The following is a 19,267-nucleotide window of genomic DNA, read 5'->3' as shown; positions in this document are numbered from 1 at the left end:
ATGGTACTGCCCTGGAGACGGGGTGGGAGAGTAGGACGCCGCCGGACACCCTTCACAGCCAGGCCCCCCACACCACACGGTGCGGGGGGCCTCGCTGCATTCTGACGATGGTGATGACAGAGGCGAGCATGGCACTGTTCACATCGACGTGACATTCCCGTGCCCGGAAGGGCCCGGGAGGCCCACTAGACTGACGGCCATGTCCACCATCTCCCGCGACGAGGTCGCGCGTGTCGCCGCGCTGGCGCGGATCGAGCTGCGCTCCGACGAGCTGGACCGGCTCGCCGGCGAGCTCGACGTGATCGTCGATTCCATCGCCAAGGTGAGCGAGGTCGCGACCCCCGACGTCCCCGCCACGAGCCATCCTCTCCCGATGTCCAACGTCTTCCGTGCGGACGTCCCGGTCCCCGCGCTGCCCGTCGAGGATGTGCTCGCCGGTGCGCCGGACGCCGAGGACGGCCGCTTCGCCGTACCGCAGATCCTGGGAGAGGAGTGACATGACAGAGCTGACCAGACTGTCGGCGGCCGTGCTGGCCGAGAAGCTCCGCGCCGGTGAGGTGTCGAGCGTGGAGGCCACCCAGGCCTATCTGGACCGGATCGCAGCGGTCGAGCCCGCCGTCCACGCGTACTTGCACGTCTCCGCGCAGGAGGCGCTCGCTACCGCGCGCGACGTCGACGAGCGACGTGCCGCAGGGGAGGAGCTGCACCCGCTGGCCGGGGTGCCGATCGCGGTGAAGGACGTCGTCGTCACCCAGGGCATGCCGTCGACGGCGGGCTCGAAGATCCTGGAGGGCTGGGTCCCGCCGTACGACGCGACCCTCGTCGAGCGGATCCGGGCTGCCCGCATGCCCATCCTCGGCAAGACGAACATGGACGAGTTCGCCATGGGCTCCTCCACCGAGCACTCGGCCTACGGCAACACGCACAACCCGTGGGACCTGGACCGCATCCCGGGTGGCTCCGGTGGCGGGTCCGCGGCGGCCGTGGCTGCGTTCGCCGCGCCGCTGGCCATCGGTACCGACACCGGCGGCTCCATCCGCCAGCCGGGCGCCGTCACGGGCACGGTCGGCGTCAAGCCGACCTACGGCGGCGTGTCCCGCTACGGGCTCATCGCCCTGGCGTCGAGCCTCGACCAGGCCGGCCCGGTGACGCGCACCGTCCTCGACTCGGCGCTGCTGCACGAGCTGATCGGCGGGCACGACCCTCGCGACTCGACGTCCATCCCCGAACCGCTGCCGGACGTGGTCGGGGCTGCCCGCCAGGGCGCACTGGGTGACCTCACCGGTGTCCGGGTCGGCGTGGTCGAGCAGCTGCAGGGCGAGGGCTACCAGCCCGGCGTGCAGGCACGCTTCGAGGAGTCGCTCGAGCTGCTCAAGGAGGCCGGGGCGGACGTCGTCGAGGTGTCCTGCCCGCACTTCGAGTACGCCCTGGCGGCGTACTACCTCATCCTGCCTGCCGAGGCCTCGAGCAACCTGGCCAAGTTCGACGGGATGCGGTTCGGCCTGCGCGTCGAGCCTGAGGAGGGTCCGGTCACCGCGGAGCGCGTCATGGCCGCCACCCGTGGCGCCGGGTTCGGTGACGAGGTCAAGCGACGCATTATCCTGGGCACCTACGCCCTGAGCGCCGGCTACTACGACGCCTACTACGGCAGTGCGCAGAAGGTGCGCACGCTGATCCAGCGTGACTTCGCCGCGGCGTTCGACCAGGTGGACGTGCTCGTCTCGCCGACGGCGCCCACGACGGCGTTCAAGCTCGGCGAGAAGCTGGACGACCCGCTGGCCATGTACCTCAACGACGTCGCCACGATCCCGGCGAACCTCGCGGGCGTCCCGGGCATCTCGGTGCCGAACGGCCTCTCGGACGACGGCCTGCCCGTCGGTTTCCAGGTGCTTGCCCCGGCCAAGGCCGACGACCGCCTGTACCGCGTCGGCGCCGCTCTCGAGGCTGCCCTCGAGGCTCGCTGGGGTGGCCCGCTGCTCGACCGCGCTCCCGAGCTCGGCTGACGGACTCACGAAGGAGATGACTGTGACCCAGATGGTCGACTACGCCGACGCGGTCCGCCGGTACGACCCCGTGCTCGGCATCGAGGTGCACGTCGAGCTCGGCACCCGCACCAAGATGTTCTGCTCCGCCGAGGCGTCCTTCGGCGCGGCGCCGAACACCCAGACGACGCCGGTGAGCCTGGGACTGCCCGGCGCGCTGCCGGTGGTCAACGGCACCGCCGTGGAGTACGCGATCCGCATCGGTCTGGCGCTGAACTGCCAGATCGCCGAGTCGTGCCGCTTCGCCCGGAAGAACTACTTCTACCCGGACGTGCCGAAGAACTTCCAGACCTCCCAGTACGACGAGCCGATCGCTTTCGAGGGCTGGCTGGACGTCGAGCTCGAGGACGGCACGATCCACCGCGTCGAGATCGAGCGGGCCCACATGGAGGAGGACGCCGGCAAGAACACGCACGTCGGGGGCTCCACGGGGCGCATCCACGGTGCCGAGTACTCGCTCGTGGACTACAACCGAGCCGGCATCCCGCTGGTGGAGATCGTCACCAAGCCGATCACGGGCGTCGGCGACCGCGCGCCCGAGGTCGCTCGCGCCTATGTCCAGGCGCTGCGCGACATCTTCCGTGTCCTCGACGTCTCCGAGGCCAAGATGGAGCGCGGCAACGTCCGCGCCGATGTGAACGTCTCACTGCGTCCCACGCCCGAGTCGCCGCTCGGCACGCGGACCGAGACCAAGAACGTCAACTCGTTCCGGTCGGTCGAGCGTGTGGTCCGCCACGAGATCTCCCGTCAGGCGGGTGCCCTCGACGCCGGCGAGATCATCGTGCAGGAGACGCGCCACTGGCACGAGGACACGGGTACCACCACCTCGGGCCGCGTGAAGTCCGACGCCGAGGACTACCGCTACTTCCCCGAGCCGGACCTGGTTCCGGTCGAGCCGTCGCGTGAGTGGGTCGAGGAGATCCGGGCGACGCTCCCCGAGCTGCCGCAGGCGCGCCGTCGTCGGCTGCAGACGGAGTGGGGCTACGCCGACGCCGAGATGCGCGACGTGGTCAACGCCGGAGCGATCGAGCTCATCGAGGCGACGGTCGCGGCAGGGTCGAGCCCGGCCGCGGCCCGCAAGTGGTGGATGGGCGAGCTGGCCCGCCGTGCCAAGCTGAACGACGCCGAGCTCGCGGACCTGCCCATCACTCCCGCGCAGATCGGTGAGCTCCAGGGGCTCGTCGACTCCGGACGGATCAACGACAAGATCGCCCGGCAGGTGCTCGACGGCGTGCTCGCCGGCGAGGGTGACCCCGAGGCGGTCGTCGTGGCGCGGGGGCTCGAGATCGTGTCGGACGACGGCCCGCTGCTGGCCGCCATCGACGAGGCGCTCGCCGCGCAGCCCGACGTGGTGGAGAAGGTCCGTGGTGGCAACCAGGGGCCGGTCGGCGCCATCATCGGCGCCGTCATGAAGGCCACCCGGGGTCAGGCGGACGCGAAGCGTGTTCGCGAACTCGTCCTGGAGAGGATCGGGGCGTGAGAGGTCCCGTCCTGCACGGGGAGATGATGCGGCTGCGCCCGATCGAGGCGCGGGACGCGGACCGGCTCTGGGAGTCGCTGCACGACCCGGAAGGCATGCGGCTGACCGGGACGACGGCGACCTTCACCCGGGGGCAGATCGACGAGTGGGCAGCGACCGTCGCCGAGCGCGAGGGCCGCTACGACTGGGCGATCACCCCGGGTGCCGTGCGGGACGGGGAGCTCGTCAGCGACGAGCTGATCGGCGAGATCGTCCTCAAGGACCTCGACCCGGTGGCCCGCAGCGCCAACCTGCGTCTGCAGATGCTGCCGGACTATCGCGGACGTGGCTACGGCCGAGAGGCCATCGAGGAGGTGCTGCGGTTCGCCTTCCGCGGCTGGCCGGGCGACGACGGTCCTCGACTGCACCGGGTGGGCCTCGACGTGCTGAGCATCAACCCGCGGGCCAAGGCGCTGTACGCGTCGTTGGGCTTCGTCGAGGAGGGGCGGCTGCGGGACGTCTATCGCGACGGTGCGACCTGGGCCGACGCGATCGTCATGAGCGTCCTCGAGGACGAGTTCCGGGCAGGGCAGTAGACGAAGGTCGGGCGTTCCGGGTCGGTCCAGATGGCGCGACCGGTTCCACCGACGGGTGAAGTGACCGCTAGCATCCCCCCATGCCGGACATATGCCGTATGCGTGGGTGGCTGCTCGCCGTCGCGGCGCTGACGTTCGTCACCGTCGCGCTCGCCGGCGCCCCGGCCCAGGCGGCGACGGACATCACCGACCGGGTACGGGCCGACGAGGACGTCGAGCTGGCGGGCGACGCGGTCATCACCCTCGGTGGGGGCGAGGAGGTCGTCTACGACGGCGTCTTCTCCGGCGTCGGCACCTTGACCATCAGTGGGCGGGGCACGCTCGTGCTGACGGCCGACAGCGACTTCCAGGTCCCCGAGGACCGACGACGGCAGCGGACCGAGATCCTGGGCATCACGAACCATCCCTACCTCACGGTCCGGGACCCCGATCCACCGGCCGTCACGGTGGAGGCCGGCGCGACGCTCCAGTACGGCGACGGCAAAGGCACCACCGGCCGGATCGGCCACTACCCGTACGACTACCCCCACTTCGCCTGGAACGCGCTCAACCACCACGTCGACGGCACGCTCGTCGTCGCCGTCGGCGGGGCGCTCTACCACCCCGGGATCCTCAGTGGTAGCGGAGTGCTGAACCAGCCTCGGTTCCTCTGGGACGGCGTCGAGCTCGCCGGTGACCACTCGTTCTCGGGCACCGTCATCAACGGGACCGGCGTACACGTCAGCCGACGGGAGTACCTGACGACCCTCCCGAACCTTTCGAAGGTGGTCAACTACGGCTCGTTCATGGTGGACACCCCGCACGATCACGACACCGTCCTGGGGTTCGACATCCTCTCCCGCGAGTGGGGGAACGACATCAACTTCTACGGTGCCCCCGATGGCAGCCGAGTGATCATGTCGGGCGTCTACTCCTGGAGCGACCAGGGCTCCGAGACGAACCCTTCCCTCTCGGACCCCGACCTGAACCACCAGCCGGTCCACAAGAACATCAACAAGCGCGGCGTGAACATCCAGGGCGCGATCGTCCAGTGGGGTGACGGCACCCACAGCAGGTTCTTCCTGCCCGGCACTCGCGAGACCGTCTACATCAACCTGTACACGCGTCGCGCGCGGGGGCACCTCGTCTTCGACTACGACGGACCCGTCACGCTCGGCGCGCCCATCTCCGGGGGAAAGTACCACGACACGATGGACGCGGTGGCGCAGGGCGACGTCACCATCGCCGGCACGCCGGGCAACGACGTCACCTTTGCGGACCAGCAGAACTACGACGGCGTCACCACCGTCGAGAGCGGAGCAACCCTCCGGCTGGGCACCGGCAGTCCGGGCAAGGACTCCTGGCTGATCACCGGCACGGCGGGTGCCAAGATCGTCGACGACGGCGCGCTCGTCGTGAACAACGCCGAGAAGGACATCGAGCTGTCCGGGATCAGCGGCGCGGGCTCCTTCGAGCAGGCCGGTCCGGCAGCGGTGACGCTCACGGGCGACACCACCTACTCGGGGCCGACGACGGTGTCGGGAGGCGCACTCGTCCTTTCGGACGGAACCCTCGCGTCGTCGACAAAGATGAAGCTCTCGAAGCCTCACGCGACCCTCGACGTGTCCGCCGCCGGAGACCAGACCGTGCAGAACCTCAGTGGTGTCGCCGGAAGCAAGCTCCGCCTCGGCCCGACCACGCTGACCGTCGCGAGCACCGAGGACACCACGTACGCCGGCGGCGTCGGGGGTGCCGGTGGCCTGGTGAAGACCGGGCGCGCGGCGTTGACCTATTCCGGCACGAGCAACGCCAAGGGCCCCTGGACGGTTACGGGCGGGACCCTGGTGCTCTCCCAGGCAGAGCTCGCCGGAGACCTCGTCGTCGACAAGTCACTCCGAGTCACCGGTGCGACCAGTGTGGGCGGCAACCTGGACCTACGGAGAAATTCCAGCCTTCGGATCGGGACGGGCGCCACACTGACGGTCGCCGGCGACGTCGCCCTGAGCGGTGCCCAGCTCAAGATCCGCCACAAGGACGGCGCAGACCTCCCCCGAGAGTTCGCCGTCATCACCTCCGGCGGCGAGATCACGGGGACGTTCGCGGGGCTCGACGAGGGGGCCCAGCTTGACATCGATGGCACCACCTACGAGATCAGCTACGCGGACGGCCGGGTCGTGCTCTCCGTCCCGACGTCGGCTGCCCGCCCGAGCGCGGATGCCGAGCCCGAGGAAGCCCCCGGATCGCCAGGCCCGCGGACCAGTTCCTCCCCGGTCGTCGCCCTCGTCGCGGCCGCGCTCGTCCTCGCCGCGGGCGCCATCGTCTTCGTCGTTCTCCGCCGACGGCGAGGGGCCGTGCGCCCCCGCCACGGCTAGCGCCGGGTTGCCGGGCTCATCGAGGGGGTGCCGCCGCCGGGGTCCAGGATGTGGCGCCTTCGCCGGCACCGTCATCCGCGACAAGAACGAACACCATCACAAAAAAGGGCAAAGAGGTCTTGTCCGACAAATGGGATGTCGTGTAGCGTCGCTCGCTCGCTGCCCCCTACCCCAGAAGGAGGCGTACTCGATGAGCACCCCGACGGACTCTCACGCGCTGAGCAGGTCGCCCGGGCTGAACCGCCGGGGCTTCCTGGCCCTGGCCGGAACCGCCACCGCGCTCGCTGCGGGCGGCGCCGTGTGGAGCGCCAAGCCTGCCCACGCCGCGGCCGCGCACCCCGGACTGCTGCACACCGCCGAGGACTTCGCTCGGATGACCGCACAGGTCCAGGCGTCGAAGCAGCCGTGGCTCGCCGGGTGGGAAGCGCTGACCCGGAGCAGTCATGCCCGGGCCACCTGGGCAGAGCGGCCCACCGCTGTCGTGACACGCGGCGGCGAGGGTACGAACGCCGGCCTCCTCTACACGGACGTCCATGCCGCATACCAGAACGCGCTGGTCTGGCGGGTGTCCGGCAACGAGGACAACGCGCGAAAGGCCCGCGACATCCTGAACGGGTGGTCGCACACGCTCACCCAGATCAACGGCAACGCCGACCGGTACCTGGCGGTCGGGATCTACGGCTACCAGTTCGCCAACGCGGTCGAGCTCGTGCGCGACTACGACGGCTTCGACCTCGACGCCGCGGCGTCGCTCCTGCTCTCCGTGTTCTATCCGATGAACGACAGGTTCCTCACCGAGCACAACGATGCTCACATCGAGAACTACTGGGCCAACTGGGACCTGTGCAACATGACCTCGATCCTCTCGATCGGCGCTCTTCTCGATCGAGGAGACCTCGTCGACCAGGCGGTCACGTACTTCACGTCCGGCGGCGGCAACGGGTCGATCGGCCGGGCGGTCCCGTTCCTGCACGAGAACGGCACGCTCGGACAGTGGCAGGAGAGCGGCCGGGACCAGCCGCACTCGATCATGGGCATCGGGCTGATGGGTGCGTTCTGCGAGACGGCCTGGAACCAGGGGATCGATCTGTACGGCTACGACGACAGCCGCTTCGCCAAGGCTGCGGAGTACGTGGCCAAGTACAACCTCGGGTATGACGTCCCCTACACGTCCTACTCCTGGAGAAGCGGTCAGGGCGGCGGGAGCTGGCAGACGCAGGCGCAGATCTCCGAGGCCGGCCGCGGGGAGGTCAGGCCGGTGTGGGCCATGATCCACGGCCACTACGCCGGTCGCCGGGGAATGAAGATGCCCTACGTCACGGAGATGACCAAGCGCAACGGAGCCGAAGCGGGCGGCGGGCAGTACGGCGTCGCCAGCGGCGGGTACGACCAGCTCGGATTCGGGACGCTGACCTTCCGGCGTCCGCGGCCGACTGCCGAGACAGACCCGCCGGCGAAGGCAGCCGCGGAGTCCGCAGAATCGTCCGCGGACCCCGCCGAGCGCACGCCGGAGCAGGCCGCGAGCGCCTCGCCGTCGCCCAGCGCTTCGCCGTCGCCGTCGCCGAGCGCTTCCCCCTCGCCGTCACCGTCTCCGTCGCCGAGCGTGTCTCCCTCGCCGGTCGACGGCACGCCAGGTCCGTCTCCGGTCCCCTCGCCGGCCGACCCCTCGGCCATGGCCGCCGCCGCGTCCGACGGCGACCCGGACATCCCGGTCGCGGTGCCGGTCGGCTTCGGTGTCGCGTCGGCAGGGGCACTGCTGGCGCTCGTCGGCAAGTTCCGCGGGTGGTTCGAGCGTTAGGTGGACCGCGACGTGCTGCTGCCGTCGCCCGCCCGAGGGCATCACCTCACCCTTCAGGTGTCCCAGGCAGGCGGGCGAGGACGGACACACTCTTGACCCCGTAGGTCTCGCTGGCGTTGCGCGCCCGCGTGGAGATGAAGTGGTAGTCGTTCGCCCTGACCTCTCCCACACGGAGGCCCGCGGCCGTGATCGCGCTCCGGTACACCTCCTCCTGGGCCGCCCCGCCGATGCATGACGCCCACAGCTCGGTGTTGCAGACGATCTTCGCGGTCAGCGGCCTCTCGGTCACGATGTCGGCGACGGCCAGACGCCCGCCGAGCTTCAGCACCCGAGCGACCTCGGCAAAGACCTTCGGCTTCTCGGGCGTGAGGTTGACGACGCCGTTGGAGATCACGACGTCGAACGTCCCGTCGTCGTAGGGGAGCTCATCGATCCGTCCGGGCGTGAACTCGACCGTGAGGAAGCCTCCTTCCCTGCGGAGTCGTTCGGCCTTGTCGAGCTGGGCCGGGGTCATGTCGACCCCCGCAACGCGTCCGCGGCCCCCGACGGCCAGGGCCGCGACGAAGGCGTCCATGCCGGAGCCGGAGCCGAGGTCGAGCACCCGTTCGCCGTCCTGGAGGTCGGCGAGGTCGAAGAAGTACCCGACGCCGGCGAACGACTCGACGGCCCCGGACGGGATCCGGTCGAGGACCTGAGGCGGGTAGCCGAGCCGTTCGGCCAGCGTGCGCCCCATCTCGAAGTGATAGTGCCCGCCGGGGTTCTCGGCCACGGCCTGGTACATGGTCTTGACCTTGGCCTCCAGCTCGCGCTGGTCGACCGTGACGGCAGTCATGAGCTCACCACCTCGTTCCGGTCGCCGACGACCTCGAGGGTGCTGACCACGGGCGTCGGGTTGGCGAGCGCGTCGCGCACCGGCGAGGTGTCCTGCACGTACCGGAAGAGCTCCTCGAGGTCGTGGGCGGAGGTGTTCGGGCTCGACACCCGCGCCTGGGCCCGGATCTCCGTGAACCCCGCCCGCGGCCCGTCCAGGCCGAGGAACCGCCGCACGTCGAAGTCGCCCTCGACCTCGTACTCCATCGAGGAGATCTCGATCCCACGCGCCGCCGCGTTGGCGACGTAGCCCACCGCGTAGCAGAAGGCGAGCGACTGCAGCAGCAGCTCGACGGCGTTCGGGCCCGCGTTCTCACCCAGGAGGACCGGTGGCTCGTCACCCTGCAGCACGAAGGCCCGCGTACGGCTGGTGTCCTCGGCGTCATGGTGGATGAATCGCCCGATCTCGCCGGTGCTGTGGGTGCCCTGCTCCCACACGCTCCTGGCCCGCCACGTGAACGCCGCCAGCCGGTCGTCGTCCTTGATCGCGTCGATCGTGCCGATGAGCTGATCGACGTCGATCCCGTTGCGCACTGTGCCTGTCGTCATGGCAATGCACCTCCCTGTGCTGGTTGCGGTCCTGGCGACCGCATACGACGACGCTACGAGGGGCGCGTTCCCCGGGCGTTCCTCGCGGAGGCCGGTGATCGGGCAGGCGGACGACGTCGGACGGTGCGTCAGGCAGCCGCCGCCAGCCGGCACCGCTCGGCGTCGAGGCGCTGCCCGGCCCGGTCGAAGGCCTCCGCCGCCTGCTCGAGGAACCGGGTTGCGGCGTCGGCCTCGCCCTCTGCGGACGCGACGGCGGCCCGGGCCTCCAGCACCGCCGCGTGCCACGCGCCGCCGGTCCAGTGGGCGGACACCTGCTCCGCCCGCGCCAGGTAGCTGCGTGCTCGGTCCAGATCGTCCGTCCGGGCGGCGGCGATCGCCGCGGCGACGAAGAAACCCATGGCGCACGGCTCGCACAACGGCTGGGCGCTCATCTGGGCCTCGGCCCGGTCGACGACCGTCATCGCTCGACGGGGATCCGGCTGGGCCAGCACCATGGTCCCGTACACCTTCCCGAGGATGTGCCGCTGCAGCGAGGAGCCCTGCGAGATCCGCTCGGCCTGCTCCAGGAGCACCATCGCCCGTTGCGCGTCCCCGGTCGCGAGGGCGGCCTCGGCGGACCGTTGGAGCGACAGGGCCTGGCCGGCCGACGCCGCGACCATCTCGTGCAGGTGTGCCGCCCTCTTGAGGTGGTCCTGTGCCTCGTCGAGCTGGCCGCTGAGAAGCTCGGCCTCGCCCAGCAGGCACGTCGCGAACGCCTCCCCACGCCCGGCGCCGCTGCGAACGGCCGTGGCCCGCAGCTCGGAGGCGAACTCGATCACCTCGTCGTACGGCTGCTGCCCGTAGAGAAGATACTCGGCCAGGCACAGGTGCGCGTCGAACACGCTGCTCGCCACGGCCTCGGGACGTCGTGCCGTGTCGGTCAGCTCGTAGCGGACCCGCTCGCGCCACTGGCCGCGGCTGTGCGCGACCAGGCCGAGGAGCTCGCTCGCCTCGCCCAGGCCGGCTGTGTGCCCGGCCTCCATCGCGAGGTCGCGCGCCGCCCAGGCCGCCTGCTCGGCCATGTCGACGGCCCCGTCCGCCCACGTCACGAGGCCGCGCACGACCTCGGCGGTGATCCGGTCCTCTGCCCTGACCGGTTCGGCCTGGTCCGCCGTCCGGCCCGCCCCCTCGACGTCCCCTGTCGCGAGAAGGGCACGCGCCTTCATGAGCGACAGCCGGGGGAGCTCCTCGGCCGGCGCCTTCGCCAGTGCGACGTCGTAGGCGGCGACGGCCGCGGGGTCCCCGGTGACGTAGAGCAGGTCCGCACGGAGGGCGAGGAGCCGGGCGAGGTCGTCCGGTGCGGAGGCTCGCGCGCTCGCATCGGTCGCCAGACGGAGGGCGTCCCCGTAGGCGCCGAGGGTGGCCGCCTGCAGTGCCGCCTTCTCCAGCCACGGAGCGGTCGCGTCCGCCTGGCCGGCCTCGGCGAGGTGGTAGGCAACCCGTGCGGGGTCGGACCCGGTCGTGCCGAGCCGCTCGGCCATCTCGGCGTGGATCCGTCGGCGTCGGTGGCGGGGGAGGGAACGCTCCAGAGCGCGCCTCAGGAGGGCGTGCCGGAACCGGTACCCGGTCCCGTGCTCGTCGATCACGCCGGCGAGGATCGCCTCGTCGAGGTACTCGAACGCCGTCGCGTCGTCGACGCCGACGACGGCGATGAACTCGTCCGCGGTGAACCTGTCCTCCGTGACCGCCACCTGCTGCAAGGCCTCGCGGACCGGAGGGCCGAGGCGGTCCAGCCTGGCTTTGACCACCTCGTAGAGGCGGTCGGGGACCCTGATGCTCCCGTCGGTGTCCGTGGCGGCGGCAAGCTCCTCGCAGTAGAACGGGTTCCCCTCGCCCCACCGCCAGATCGACTCGACCGTGGCCTTCGTCGCGCGGCCGTCCGAGGCAGCCGCGACCAGGTCCGCCACCGCGTCCGGTGCGAGCCGACCAAGACGCAGGTCCGTGCACCGTGGATCACCGAGCAGCGTCGACCGGAGGGTGGCCAGCTCCGGCACCAGAGGTTCGGAACGGTGACTGAGCACGAGCAGGATCCGGTGGTACGGCGCGATCTTGCCCAGGTACGTGAGGAGCTGGAGCGAGCCGTCGTCGGCGAGGTGCACGTCCTCGAGGACGAGCATCAGTCCACGCTCCGACGCGGCGGTGGTGACTGTCCGGGCGACCGAGGAGAACATGCGCTCCCGCTCGATCCCGGGGGTCGCCGCCTGCAGCCGCGACAACCTGACTGCCTCATGCGCCGGCACGGCGACCCGTCCTCTGGCGTCCTGCCCGAGCGCGCCGGCCAGGGCGGGGTGCTCGGCGAGGACCGCATCGAGGGTGGTCAGGATCGCGGCGAACGGCGACGACGCCTCTTCCGGCTGGGCGGCGCCGACGACGACCGCGCCGTCGGCGCGTGCCGCCCGCGCCAGCTCCTCGCAGAGCCGGGTCTTGCCGATCCCGGCCTCGCCCGACACCAGCACGACCCCGCCGCGCCCGCCGCGGGCCTCGTCCCATCGCGCGAGCAGGCGCTCGAGCTCCCCGTCACGACCTACCAGCGGCGTCGAGGCGGCGAGGAGAGCGGCCGGTGCCTGCTTGATCTCGCTCCACAGGGCGATCGTCTCCGGACTGGGTCGCACGCCCAGCTCACGGGCGAGCAGGTCCTGGAGCCGGACGAAGGCCCGCACCGCGGCATGACGATTGCCACGGTCCAGCCACATCCGCATCAGACCGCGATGTGCCTCCTCGTCCAGTGGCTCCTCCTCGGCCAGCCGCTCCCACATCGCCAGCCGCCGTAGCCCCTCCAGGTACTTGAGCCGCAGGCGCTCGCGAGGGCCCGCGGCCCACTCGGCGTACCGGTCGTCAGGCAGCAGGTCGCCCTCGTACAGCGCGAGCGCCTCCAGCCATGCGACGTCGTCCTGGGCCAGTGTGGCGGCATCGACAGCACGCTCGAACACCTCGGCGTCGACCTCGAGGTCGGCGTCGGGAAAGAGCGCGACGACGCCGTCGCTCAGCACGATGGCGTCCGCTGCCCCGAGCACGGTCCGGGCGAGATGGGCGGCCTTGCGCAGGTTGGCCGCACCCGCGTGCGGCGACAGGTCCGGCCACAGCAGGTCGATCACCTGGTCGGCGGCCAGCCGATGGTTCCGTGCCAGGGCGAGGATCTTGACCAGCTCGAGCGCGCGACGGTGCCGCCACGCGCCGCCCGGGATCTCCCGTCCGTGCACCGTGACGCCAAATCGGCCCAGCAGGGCTACGCGGCACCGCACCTTTGGAGCGTAACTCCGCACGTGCCCGGCACCCGTGCGCTGCACCAGGGTTCACCCGTCCGTCGACCAGCCGGCGGGCCGGCCTGCCGGCTCGGCGGTGCCGGCCCGCCTCGGGCCGGTCGCGTCACCCGCTGATGTAGTGCTCCAGCTGGTCGCGCTCGGCCTGCACCTCGGCGATCCGGTGCTTGACCACGTCGCCGATGCTCACGATCCCCGTCAGCCGAGCATCCACGAGCACGGGGACGTGCCGCACGCGGTGCTCGGTCATCACAGGCATCAGCTCGTCGAGCGTGGCCTCGGGGCCACAGGTCTGCACGGCGGTCGTCATGATCGCCGCGACCGTGCCGTCGAGGATCCCGTCTCCGTCCGTGTGGAGCCGGCGGACCACGTCGCGCTCACTGACGATGCCGTCGACGCTGGTGCCGTCGTCGGACACCACGACGGCCCCGATGCCGTGCTCGGCAAGAAGGGCGAGCAGGTCACGCACACTCCGGTCCCCGGAGATGGTGACCACCGAACCGCCCTTGCGTCGCATTGCTTCTGCCACCCGCATTCGAGCACCTCCGTCGCGTACGTGTCGGAGCCCGCGCCGTTGCGGGCTCCTCCTCTGACCGTACGGCACCTACCGGAGTTCAGGTAGGGCGGCGGCGCGTCACCCGGGCGGTGGAGCGACAGGATGCGCTAGCGCCACCCTGTGGACGTCTGGTGTCCGCCCGGGCGTGGCGGGGGTAGCGTGACGAGGCCGCTCGCCTGCATCGTGCGCGGCCATCCAGCCTGCATGAAGGAGCTGAACCGTCATGAGCCGTCCCCTGCGCTCCCGCACGTCCACCCACGGCCGCAACATGTCCGGCGCCCGCGCCCTGTGGCGCGCGACCGGCATGGGGTCGGAGGACTTCGGGAAGCCGATCATCGCGATCGCGAACTCGTACACCCAGTTCGTCCCGGGGCACGTCCACCTCAAGGACATGGGTGACCTGGTGGCGTCCGCGATCCAGGAGGCCGGCGGCGTCGCCAAGGAGTTCAACACGATCGCCGTCGACGACGGCATCGCGATGGGTCATGGCGGCATGCTCTACTCGCTGCCGAGCCGCGACCTGATCGCCGACTCCGTGGAGTACATGGTCAACGCGCACTGCGCGGATGCCCTGGTGTGCATCTCCAACTGTGACAAGATCACTCCGGGCATGCTGAACGCGGCACTGCGTCTGAACATCCCGGTCGTCTTCGTCTCCGGCGGGCCCATGGAGGCCGGCAAGGCGATCGTGGCCGACGGCGTCGCGAAGACCAGCCTCAACCTCATCAACGCGATCAACTACTCGGCGGACGACAACGTCTCCGACGAGGCGCTGGCGAAGGTGGAGGAGGCGGCCTGCCCGACGTGCGGGTCGTGCTCGGGCATGTTCACGGCGAACTCGATGAACTGCCTCACCGAGGCGCTCGGCCTGTCGCTGCCCGGCAACGGCTCCACGCTCGCCACCCACACCGCCCGCAAGGAGCTGTTCCTCTCCGCGGGGCGGACGATCGTCGACCTCGCCAAGCGGTTCTACGACGACGAGGACGACTCGGCTGCCCCGCGCGGCATCGCCACCAAGGCGGCGTTCCACAACGCGATGGCGCTCGACGTCGCGATGGGCGGGTCGACCAACACTGTGCTGCACGTCCTCGCGGCGGCGCAGGAGGGCGAGATCGACTTCACGCTCTCCGACATCGAGGACATCAGCCGCCGGGTGCCGTGCCTGAGCAAGGTCGCACCGAACCACCCGGACTACCACATGGAGGACGTGCACCGGGCCGGCGGCATCCCCGCGCTGCTGGGCGAGCTGCGCCGCGCCGGCCTGCTCGACACCGACGTGACCAGCGTGCACACGCCCACGCTTGAGGCGTGGCTGGACGACTGGGACATCCGCTCCGGCAAGGCGACCCCCGAGGCGCTCGAGCTGTTCCACGCCGCGCCCGGCGGGGTCCGCACCACCCAGGCGTTCTCCACGCAGAACCGGTGGGAGTCCCTCGACACCGACGCCGCCGAGGGTTGCATCCGCGACCTCGAGCACGCCTACACCGTCGAGGGCGGGCTCGCGGTGCTGCGCGGCAACCTCGCCGAGGACGGCGCCGTGTTCAAGACGGCGGGCGTTGACCCGGACGTGTTCCACTTCGTCGGCAAGGCCCTCGTGTGCGAGTCGCAGGACGAGGCCGTCGAGAAGATCCTGACCAAGCAGGTCGAGCCGGGCCACGTCGTCGTCGTGCGGTACGAGGGCCCCGCCGGTGGGCCGGGCATGCAGGAGATGCTTTACCCGACCTCCTTCATCAAGGGGCGCGGGCTGGGCAAGGTCTGCGCGCTCATCACGGACGGCCGGTTCTCCGGTGGGTCGAGCGGCATCTCCATCGGCCACGTGTCGCCGGAGGCGGCCGCCGGCGGGCTCATCGGCCTGGTCGAGGACGGCGACGAGATCGAGATCGACGTGGACTCGCGTGCCATCAAGCTCAACGTCCCCGACGCGGTGCTCGCCGAGCGACGGGCCAAGATGGAGGCCTCGGAGAACCCGTGGCAGCCGCTCGACCGCGACCGGTACGTCTCGCCCGCGCTGCAGGCGTACGCGGCGATGGCGACCTCGGCCGACCGCGGCGCCGTGCGGGACGTCTCGCTGGTCACCCGCCGCTGAGGATGCGGATCGTCGACCTCACGGTTGACGACGTCGACGCCGTCCTGCGGCTCTTCGCCGACGACGGCGGATACTCGGCTCGCGTCACGGGTCATGCGGCCTCGCGGCAGGATGCCGTCGACGCCCTCACCGAGCGCCCGCCCGGGACCGCACCGGAGGCCAAGCGCGTCCTCGGCCTGTACGACGATGCCGACGAGCTGGTCGGGCTTGCCGACGTGATTCGCGGGTGGCCGGATGTGGGGTACGCGCACGTGGGGCTGCTGCAGACCTCCGCGAGTCGCCACCGCCAGGGGCTCGGGCGCGCGCTGCACGCGGCGGTCGAGGAACTGGTGGCGACCTGGCCCGAGTCCGCGACGCTGCGGCTCGCCGTCGTCGATATCAATCGGGACGCGGCCGAGCCGTTCTGGCGTGCGCTCGGCTACCGGGCGACCGGCGAGTCGAAGCCGTTCGAGTCCGGCAACGTCCGGACCGTGGCACGCATCTGGGCGCGCCCGATCGCCCGCTGAGGACGGTCGGCAGGGTCGGTCGGGGGGTCAGTCGGCCGGGTACAGGGCCGGCACCTCGATGCGGATGTCGAACGGGCGGTCGAGCTCGAGGGTGTCGCGGGCGATCGCGACGGGGACGTAGGAGCCGGTCGCGTCGTCGTGCTCGTAGGCGTGGATCGCGGTCGTCCCGTCCTCGTCCTCGATCCGCCAGAAGTGCCGGATGCCGACCTCGGCGTACTTGCGGAGCTTGACCGTGCGGTCGCGGTGGGCGGACTCAGGGGAGACAACCTCGACAGCCAGGATGACCTGGCTGGCGTCGTACCAGGTGGCGTCCGGCGGGATGTCAGCCGTCGACACCAGGAGGTCGGGCTCAGGCCGGTTGTGCTCGTCGAGCCGGACGGTCATCGCGCTGTCCACGACGTAGCCGGCCGGGGCCTGCTCGCCGAGGCGGAGACGGAGCATGAAGATGAGGGCGGAGTGCCACCGACACGTCGGCAGGTCCGCGCGGCCGAGTGCCGCCGTCGGCCCTAGGCTCGGTCCATGAGCGCCGACGCCGGAACCACACCCGACATCAAGCCCCGTTCCCGCCAGGTCACCGACGGTCTGGAGGCCACCGCTGCACGCGGCATGCTCCGCGCCGTCGGGCTGGGCGACGACGACTTCGCCAAGCCGCAGATCGGCGTGGCGAGCTCGTGGAACGAGATCACCCCGTGCAACCTCTCGCTCGACCGGCTCGCGGGAGCCGTGAAGAACGGTGTGCACGCCGGCGGCGGGTACCCGCTGGAGTTCGGCACGATCTCCGTCTCGGACGGCATCTCGATGGGGCACGAGGGGATGCACTTCTCGCTGGTCTCGCGCGACGTCATCGCGGACTCGGTCGAGACGGTGATGCAGGCCGAACGGCTGGACGGCTCGGTGCTGCTCGCCGGCTGCGACAAGTCGCTGCCCGGCATGCTCATGGCGGCCGCGCGGCTGGACCTGGCGAGCGTGTTCCTCTATGCGGGGTCGATCATGCCGGGCTGGGTCAAGCTGTCGGACGGCACGGAGAAGGACGTCACGATCATCGACGCGTTCGAGGCCGTCGGAGCGTGCTCCCGCGGTCTGATGTCGCGTGACGACGTCGACCGCATCGAGCGCGCGATCTGCCCCGGCGAGGGGGCGTGCGGCGGCATGTACACGGCCAACACGATGGCCTCCGCCGCCGAGGCGCTCGGCATGTCGTTGCCGGGGTCCGCGGCGCCGCCGTCGGCCGACCGTCGCCGCGACACGTTCGCGCACGCGTCCGGCGAGGCCGTCGTCGAGATGCTCCGTCGCGGCATCACGGCGCGCGACATCCTCACCAAGGAGGCGTTCGAGAACGCGATCGCCGTCGTCATGGCGTTCGGCGGGTCGACCAACGCCGTGCTGCACCTGCTCGCCATCGCGCACGAGGCCGAGGTGGACCTGACGCTCGAGGACTTCGACCGGGTCGCGGGGCGGGTGCCGCACCTGGGTGACCTCAAGCCGTTCGGCCGGTACGTGATGAACGACGTCGACCGCATCGGTGGTGTGCCGGTGATCATGAAGGCGCTGCTCGACGCCGGGCTGCTGCACGGCGACTGCCTGACGGTCACCGGGCGCACCGTGGCCGAGAACCTGGCCGAGATCGACCCGCCGGACCCGGACGGCAAGATCCTGCGGGCGCTCGCCGAGCCGATCCATCCGACCGGCGGCATCACGATCCTGCACGGATCCCTCGCCCCCGACGGCGCGGTCGTCAAGAGCGCCGGGTTCGACTCCGACGTGTTCGAGGGCACGGCGCGGGTGTTCGAGCGCGAGCGCAGCGCGCTCGACGCGCTGGAGGACGGCACGATCACCGCCGGCGACGTCGTCGTCATCCGCTACGAGGGCCCCAAGGGCGGCCCGGGCATGCGCGAGATGCTCGCCATCACCGGCGCCATCAAGGGCGCCGGGCTGGGCAAGGACGTGCTGCTCATCACCGACGGGCGGTTCTCGGGCGGCACCACCGGGCTCTGCGTGGGCCACATCGCTCCGGAGGCGGTCGACGCCGGGCCGATCGCGTTCGTGCGCGACGGCGACCGCATCCGCCTGGACGTCGCGGCCAAGACGCTGGACGTGCTCGTCGACGACGAGGTGCTCGCCGCGCGCCGGGCCGAGGGCTGGGCGCCGGTGCCGCACGGCTACACCCGCGGAGTCCTCGCCAAGTACACGAAGCTCGTCCAGTCGGCCTCGCGGGGCGCCGTGCTCGGCTGAGCCCAGGAGGCCGACGCAGGGCCGTTTCGGCAGGTGGTGGCGGTGGCCCGGACGGCTGGGAGCATGAGAGCCTGCGGTCCGTGACCACGACCCGCAAGCTCGCGCCCCTTGCCGCCCTCGTCGCCCTGTCGCTCCTGACGAGCGGGTGCGGCACCGACGCCGACGGCGGGGGAGCGGCGGACGGCGGCTCCAGCCCGACCCCGGCCGCCGGCGACGAGGCGCCGGCCGAGCCCAGCCCGGAACCGACGGCGGAGCCGGAGGTCGACGAGCCGGAGGACGAGCCCACGCCGGACCGGCCGACCGCACCGCCGAAGAAGTCCGTCGCCGCCGGGACGGTCGGCGGCGGCAGCGCGGCCACCGCCGAGGGCAAGGGCGACGCCGAGGTGACGTTCGTGCGGGACGGGGAGTTCGCCGTCGTCATCGAGCTCGACTGCGCGCGGTGCGACGGCACCACGGTCCTGACCGGCCCAGGCCGGGGGACGCCCTTCGGCGAGGCGGACGGTGCCCTGACGGGGGAGTACCTCATGGACGTCTTCGAGGGGTCCGACGCCGAGCAGTCGGTGTGGATCGCCGCCGACGGCCCGTGGACGCTGCGGTTCTCCTCGTGGAACGACCTGACGCCGCAGGCCGGGCCCTGGTCCGGCACGGGATCGACGGTGATCTTCCTCGGGGGCGAGGCCGCGCAGGCCGAGGTCTCCTGGATGCCGGCGGACGCCGACGACTCCTTCCAGGGCCGCTACTTCGGGACCGACGAGGCCGCGGCGCGCATGTTCGGTGACACCGAGGAGTTCACCGACGTGGTGGAGCTGGCCCAGCCGGGCGTCCTGGCGATCACGACCGACGGCGAGTGGACGGTCACGCCGGGCTGAGCCGGCGGCGGCCGAGCGGCGCGTGGCGGGTGCCGGCCCTAGCGTGGGGTACGG

At 71.2% G+C, this 19,267-nt stretch carries 15 protein-coding genes; 10 read left to right on the top strand and 5 right to left on the bottom strand.

Annotation, left to right across the window (positions count from 1 at the left end):
* Positions 1-199: 199 nt before the first annotated feature.
* The 6 genes from gatC to PZC42_RS13435 all read left to right on the top strand — a co-directional run bounded on the left by gatC (position 200) and on the right by PZC42_RS13435 (position 8,246).
* Positions 200-496: an Asp-tRNA(Asn)/Glu-tRNA(Gln) amidotransferase subunit GatC gene (gene gatC / locus PZC42_RS13460; protein ID WP_277211928.1), complete on the top strand. Its 297-nt coding sequence runs from the start codon at positions 200-202 to the stop codon at positions 494-496.
* A gap of 1 nt (position 497) precedes the next feature.
* Positions 498-2,003, top strand: coding sequence for an Asp-tRNA(Asn)/Glu-tRNA(Gln) amidotransferase subunit GatA (gatA, locus tag PZC42_RS13455; RefSeq protein ID WP_277211926.1), 1,506 nt, complete (start codon positions 498-500; stop codon positions 2,001-2,003).
* 16 nt (positions 2,004-2,019) lie between these two features.
* Complete coding sequence (gatB, locus tag PZC42_RS13450; RefSeq protein ID WP_277211924.1) at positions 2,020-3,522, top strand: Asp-tRNA(Asn)/Glu-tRNA(Gln) amidotransferase subunit GatB; 1,503 nt, start codon at positions 2,020-2,022, stop codon at positions 3,520-3,522.
* Positions 3,519-4,097: a GNAT family N-acetyltransferase gene (locus PZC42_RS13445; protein ID WP_277211922.1), complete on the top strand. Its 579-nt coding sequence runs from the start codon at positions 3,519-3,521 to the stop codon at positions 4,095-4,097. Before gatB ends, PZC42_RS13445 begins: the two co-directional genes overlap by 4 nt.
* 80 nt (positions 4,098-4,177) lie before the next feature.
* Positions 4,178-6,448, top strand: coding sequence for an autotransporter-associated beta strand repeat-containing protein (locus PZC42_RS13440; RefSeq protein ID WP_277211920.1), 2,271 nt, complete (start codon positions 4,178-4,180; stop codon positions 6,446-6,448).
* Between the two features lie 190 nt (positions 6,449-6,638).
* Positions 6,639-8,246, top strand: a complete 1,608-nt coding sequence (locus PZC42_RS13435) for an alginate lyase family protein (protein ID WP_277211918.1) — start codon at positions 6,639-6,641, stop codon at positions 8,244-8,246.
* A 46-nt stretch (positions 8,247-8,292) separates the two neighbouring features.
* Here the strand turns inward: PZC42_RS13435 and PZC42_RS13430 are convergent, their stop codons facing one another.
* From PZC42_RS13430 to PZC42_RS13415, 4 genes are all read right to left on the bottom strand, one after another.
* A complete protein-coding gene (locus PZC42_RS13430) occupies positions 8,293-9,078 on the bottom strand; it encodes a methyltransferase domain-containing protein (RefSeq protein ID WP_277211916.1) in 786 nt (261 codons plus the stop codon).
* Entirely contained in the window at positions 9,075-9,665 is a 591-nt protein-coding gene (locus PZC42_RS13425) for an OsmC family protein (RefSeq protein ID WP_277211914.1), read from the bottom strand. Before PZC42_RS13425 ends, PZC42_RS13430 begins: the two co-directional genes overlap by 4 nt.
* 128 nt (positions 9,666-9,793) lie before the next feature.
* Positions 9,794-12,946: an ATP-binding protein gene (locus PZC42_RS13420; protein WP_277211912.1), complete on the bottom strand. Its 3,153-nt coding sequence runs from the start codon at positions 12,944-12,946 to the stop codon at positions 9,794-9,796.
* Positions 12,947-13,070: 124 nt separating this feature from the next.
* Positions 13,071-13,499, bottom strand: coding sequence for a CBS domain-containing protein (locus tag PZC42_RS13415; protein WP_277211910.1), 429 nt, complete (start codon positions 13,497-13,499; stop codon positions 13,071-13,073).
* Between the two features lie 244 nt (positions 13,500-13,743).
* On the opposite strand from PZC42_RS13415, the gene ilvD (PZC42_RS13410) reads away from it, so the two are divergent.
* Together ilvD (PZC42_RS13410) and PZC42_RS13405 are read left to right on the top strand one after the other, a co-directional pair.
* Positions 13,744-15,606, top strand: a complete 1,863-nt coding sequence (gene ilvD / locus PZC42_RS13410) for a dihydroxy-acid dehydratase (RefSeq protein ID WP_277211908.1) — start codon at positions 13,744-13,746, stop codon at positions 15,604-15,606.
* A gap of 2 nt (positions 15,607-15,608) precedes the next feature.
* Entirely contained in the window at positions 15,609-16,112 is a 504-nt protein-coding gene (locus tag PZC42_RS13405) for a GNAT family N-acetyltransferase (protein ID WP_277211906.1), read from the top strand.
* 27 nt (positions 16,113-16,139) lie between these two features.
* Here PZC42_RS13405 and PZC42_RS13400 read toward each other — a convergent pair whose 3' ends face one another.
* Positions 16,140-16,559, bottom strand: coding sequence for a Uma2 family endonuclease (locus PZC42_RS13400; RefSeq protein WP_368860273.1), 420 nt, complete (start codon positions 16,557-16,559; stop codon positions 16,140-16,142).
* Positions 16,560-16,631: 72 nt separating this feature from the next.
* Between PZC42_RS13400 and ilvD (PZC42_RS13395) the strand changes: the two genes are divergently transcribed.
* Both ilvD (PZC42_RS13395) and PZC42_RS13390 read left to right on the top strand, forming a co-directional pair.
* Positions 16,632-18,344, top strand: a complete 1,713-nt coding sequence (ilvD, locus tag PZC42_RS13395; RefSeq protein ID WP_277211902.1) for a dihydroxy-acid dehydratase — start codon at positions 16,632-16,634, stop codon at positions 18,342-18,344.
* Positions 18,345-18,424: 80 nt separating this feature from the next.
* Positions 18,425-19,213, top strand: a complete 789-nt coding sequence (locus tag PZC42_RS13390; protein ID WP_277211900.1) for a hypothetical protein — start codon at positions 18,425-18,427, stop codon at positions 19,211-19,213.
* Positions 19,214-19,267: the final 54 nt, after the last annotated feature.

This window comes from Isoptericola croceus, from assembly GCF_029382255.1.
Classification (GTDB): domain Bacteria; phylum Actinomycetota; class Actinomycetes; order Actinomycetales; family Cellulomonadaceae; genus Isoptericola; species Isoptericola croceus.
Note: the sequence above shows the minus strand (reverse complement) of the source record. Positions and strands in the feature narration are given on the sequence as shown.

Coding starts and splice junctions, on each gene's coding strand:
- gatC (WP_277211928.1), top strand. CDS start 200: ATGTCCACCATCTCCCGCGACGAGGTCGCGCGTGTCGCCGCGCTGGCG.
- gatA (WP_277211926.1), top strand. CDS start 498: ATGACAGAGCTGACCAGACTGTCGGCGGCCGTGCTGGCCGAGAAGCTC.
- gatB (WP_277211924.1), top strand. CDS start 2,020: ATGACTGTGACCCAGATGGTCGACTACGCCGACGCGGTCCGCCGGTAC.
- PZC42_RS13440 (WP_277211920.1), top strand. CDS start 4,178: ATGCCGGACATATGCCGTATGCGTGGGTGGCTGCTCGCCGTCGCGGCG.
- PZC42_RS13435 (WP_277211918.1), top strand. CDS start 6,639: ATGAGCACCCCGACGGACTCTCACGCGCTGAGCAGGTCGCCCGGGCTG.
- PZC42_RS13430 (WP_277211916.1), bottom strand. CDS start 9,078: ATGACTGCCGTCACGGTCGACCAGCGCGAGCTGGAGGCCAAGGTCAAG.
- PZC42_RS13425 (WP_277211914.1), bottom strand. CDS start 9,665: ATGACGACAGGCACAGTGCGCAACGGGATCGACGTCGATCAGCTCATC.
- PZC42_RS13415 (WP_277211910.1), bottom strand. CDS start 13,499: ATGCGGGTGGCAGAAGCAATGCGACGCAAGGGCGGTTCGGTGGTCACC.
- ilvD (WP_277211908.1), top strand. CDS start 13,744: ATGAGCCGTCCCCTGCGCTCCCGCACGTCCACCCACGGCCGCAACATG.
- PZC42_RS13405 (WP_277211906.1), top strand. CDS start 15,609: ATGCGGATCGTCGACCTCACGGTTGACGACGTCGACGCCGTCCTGCGG.
- ilvD (WP_277211902.1), top strand. CDS start 16,632: ATGAGCGCCGACGCCGGAACCACACCCGACATCAAGCCCCGTTCCCGC.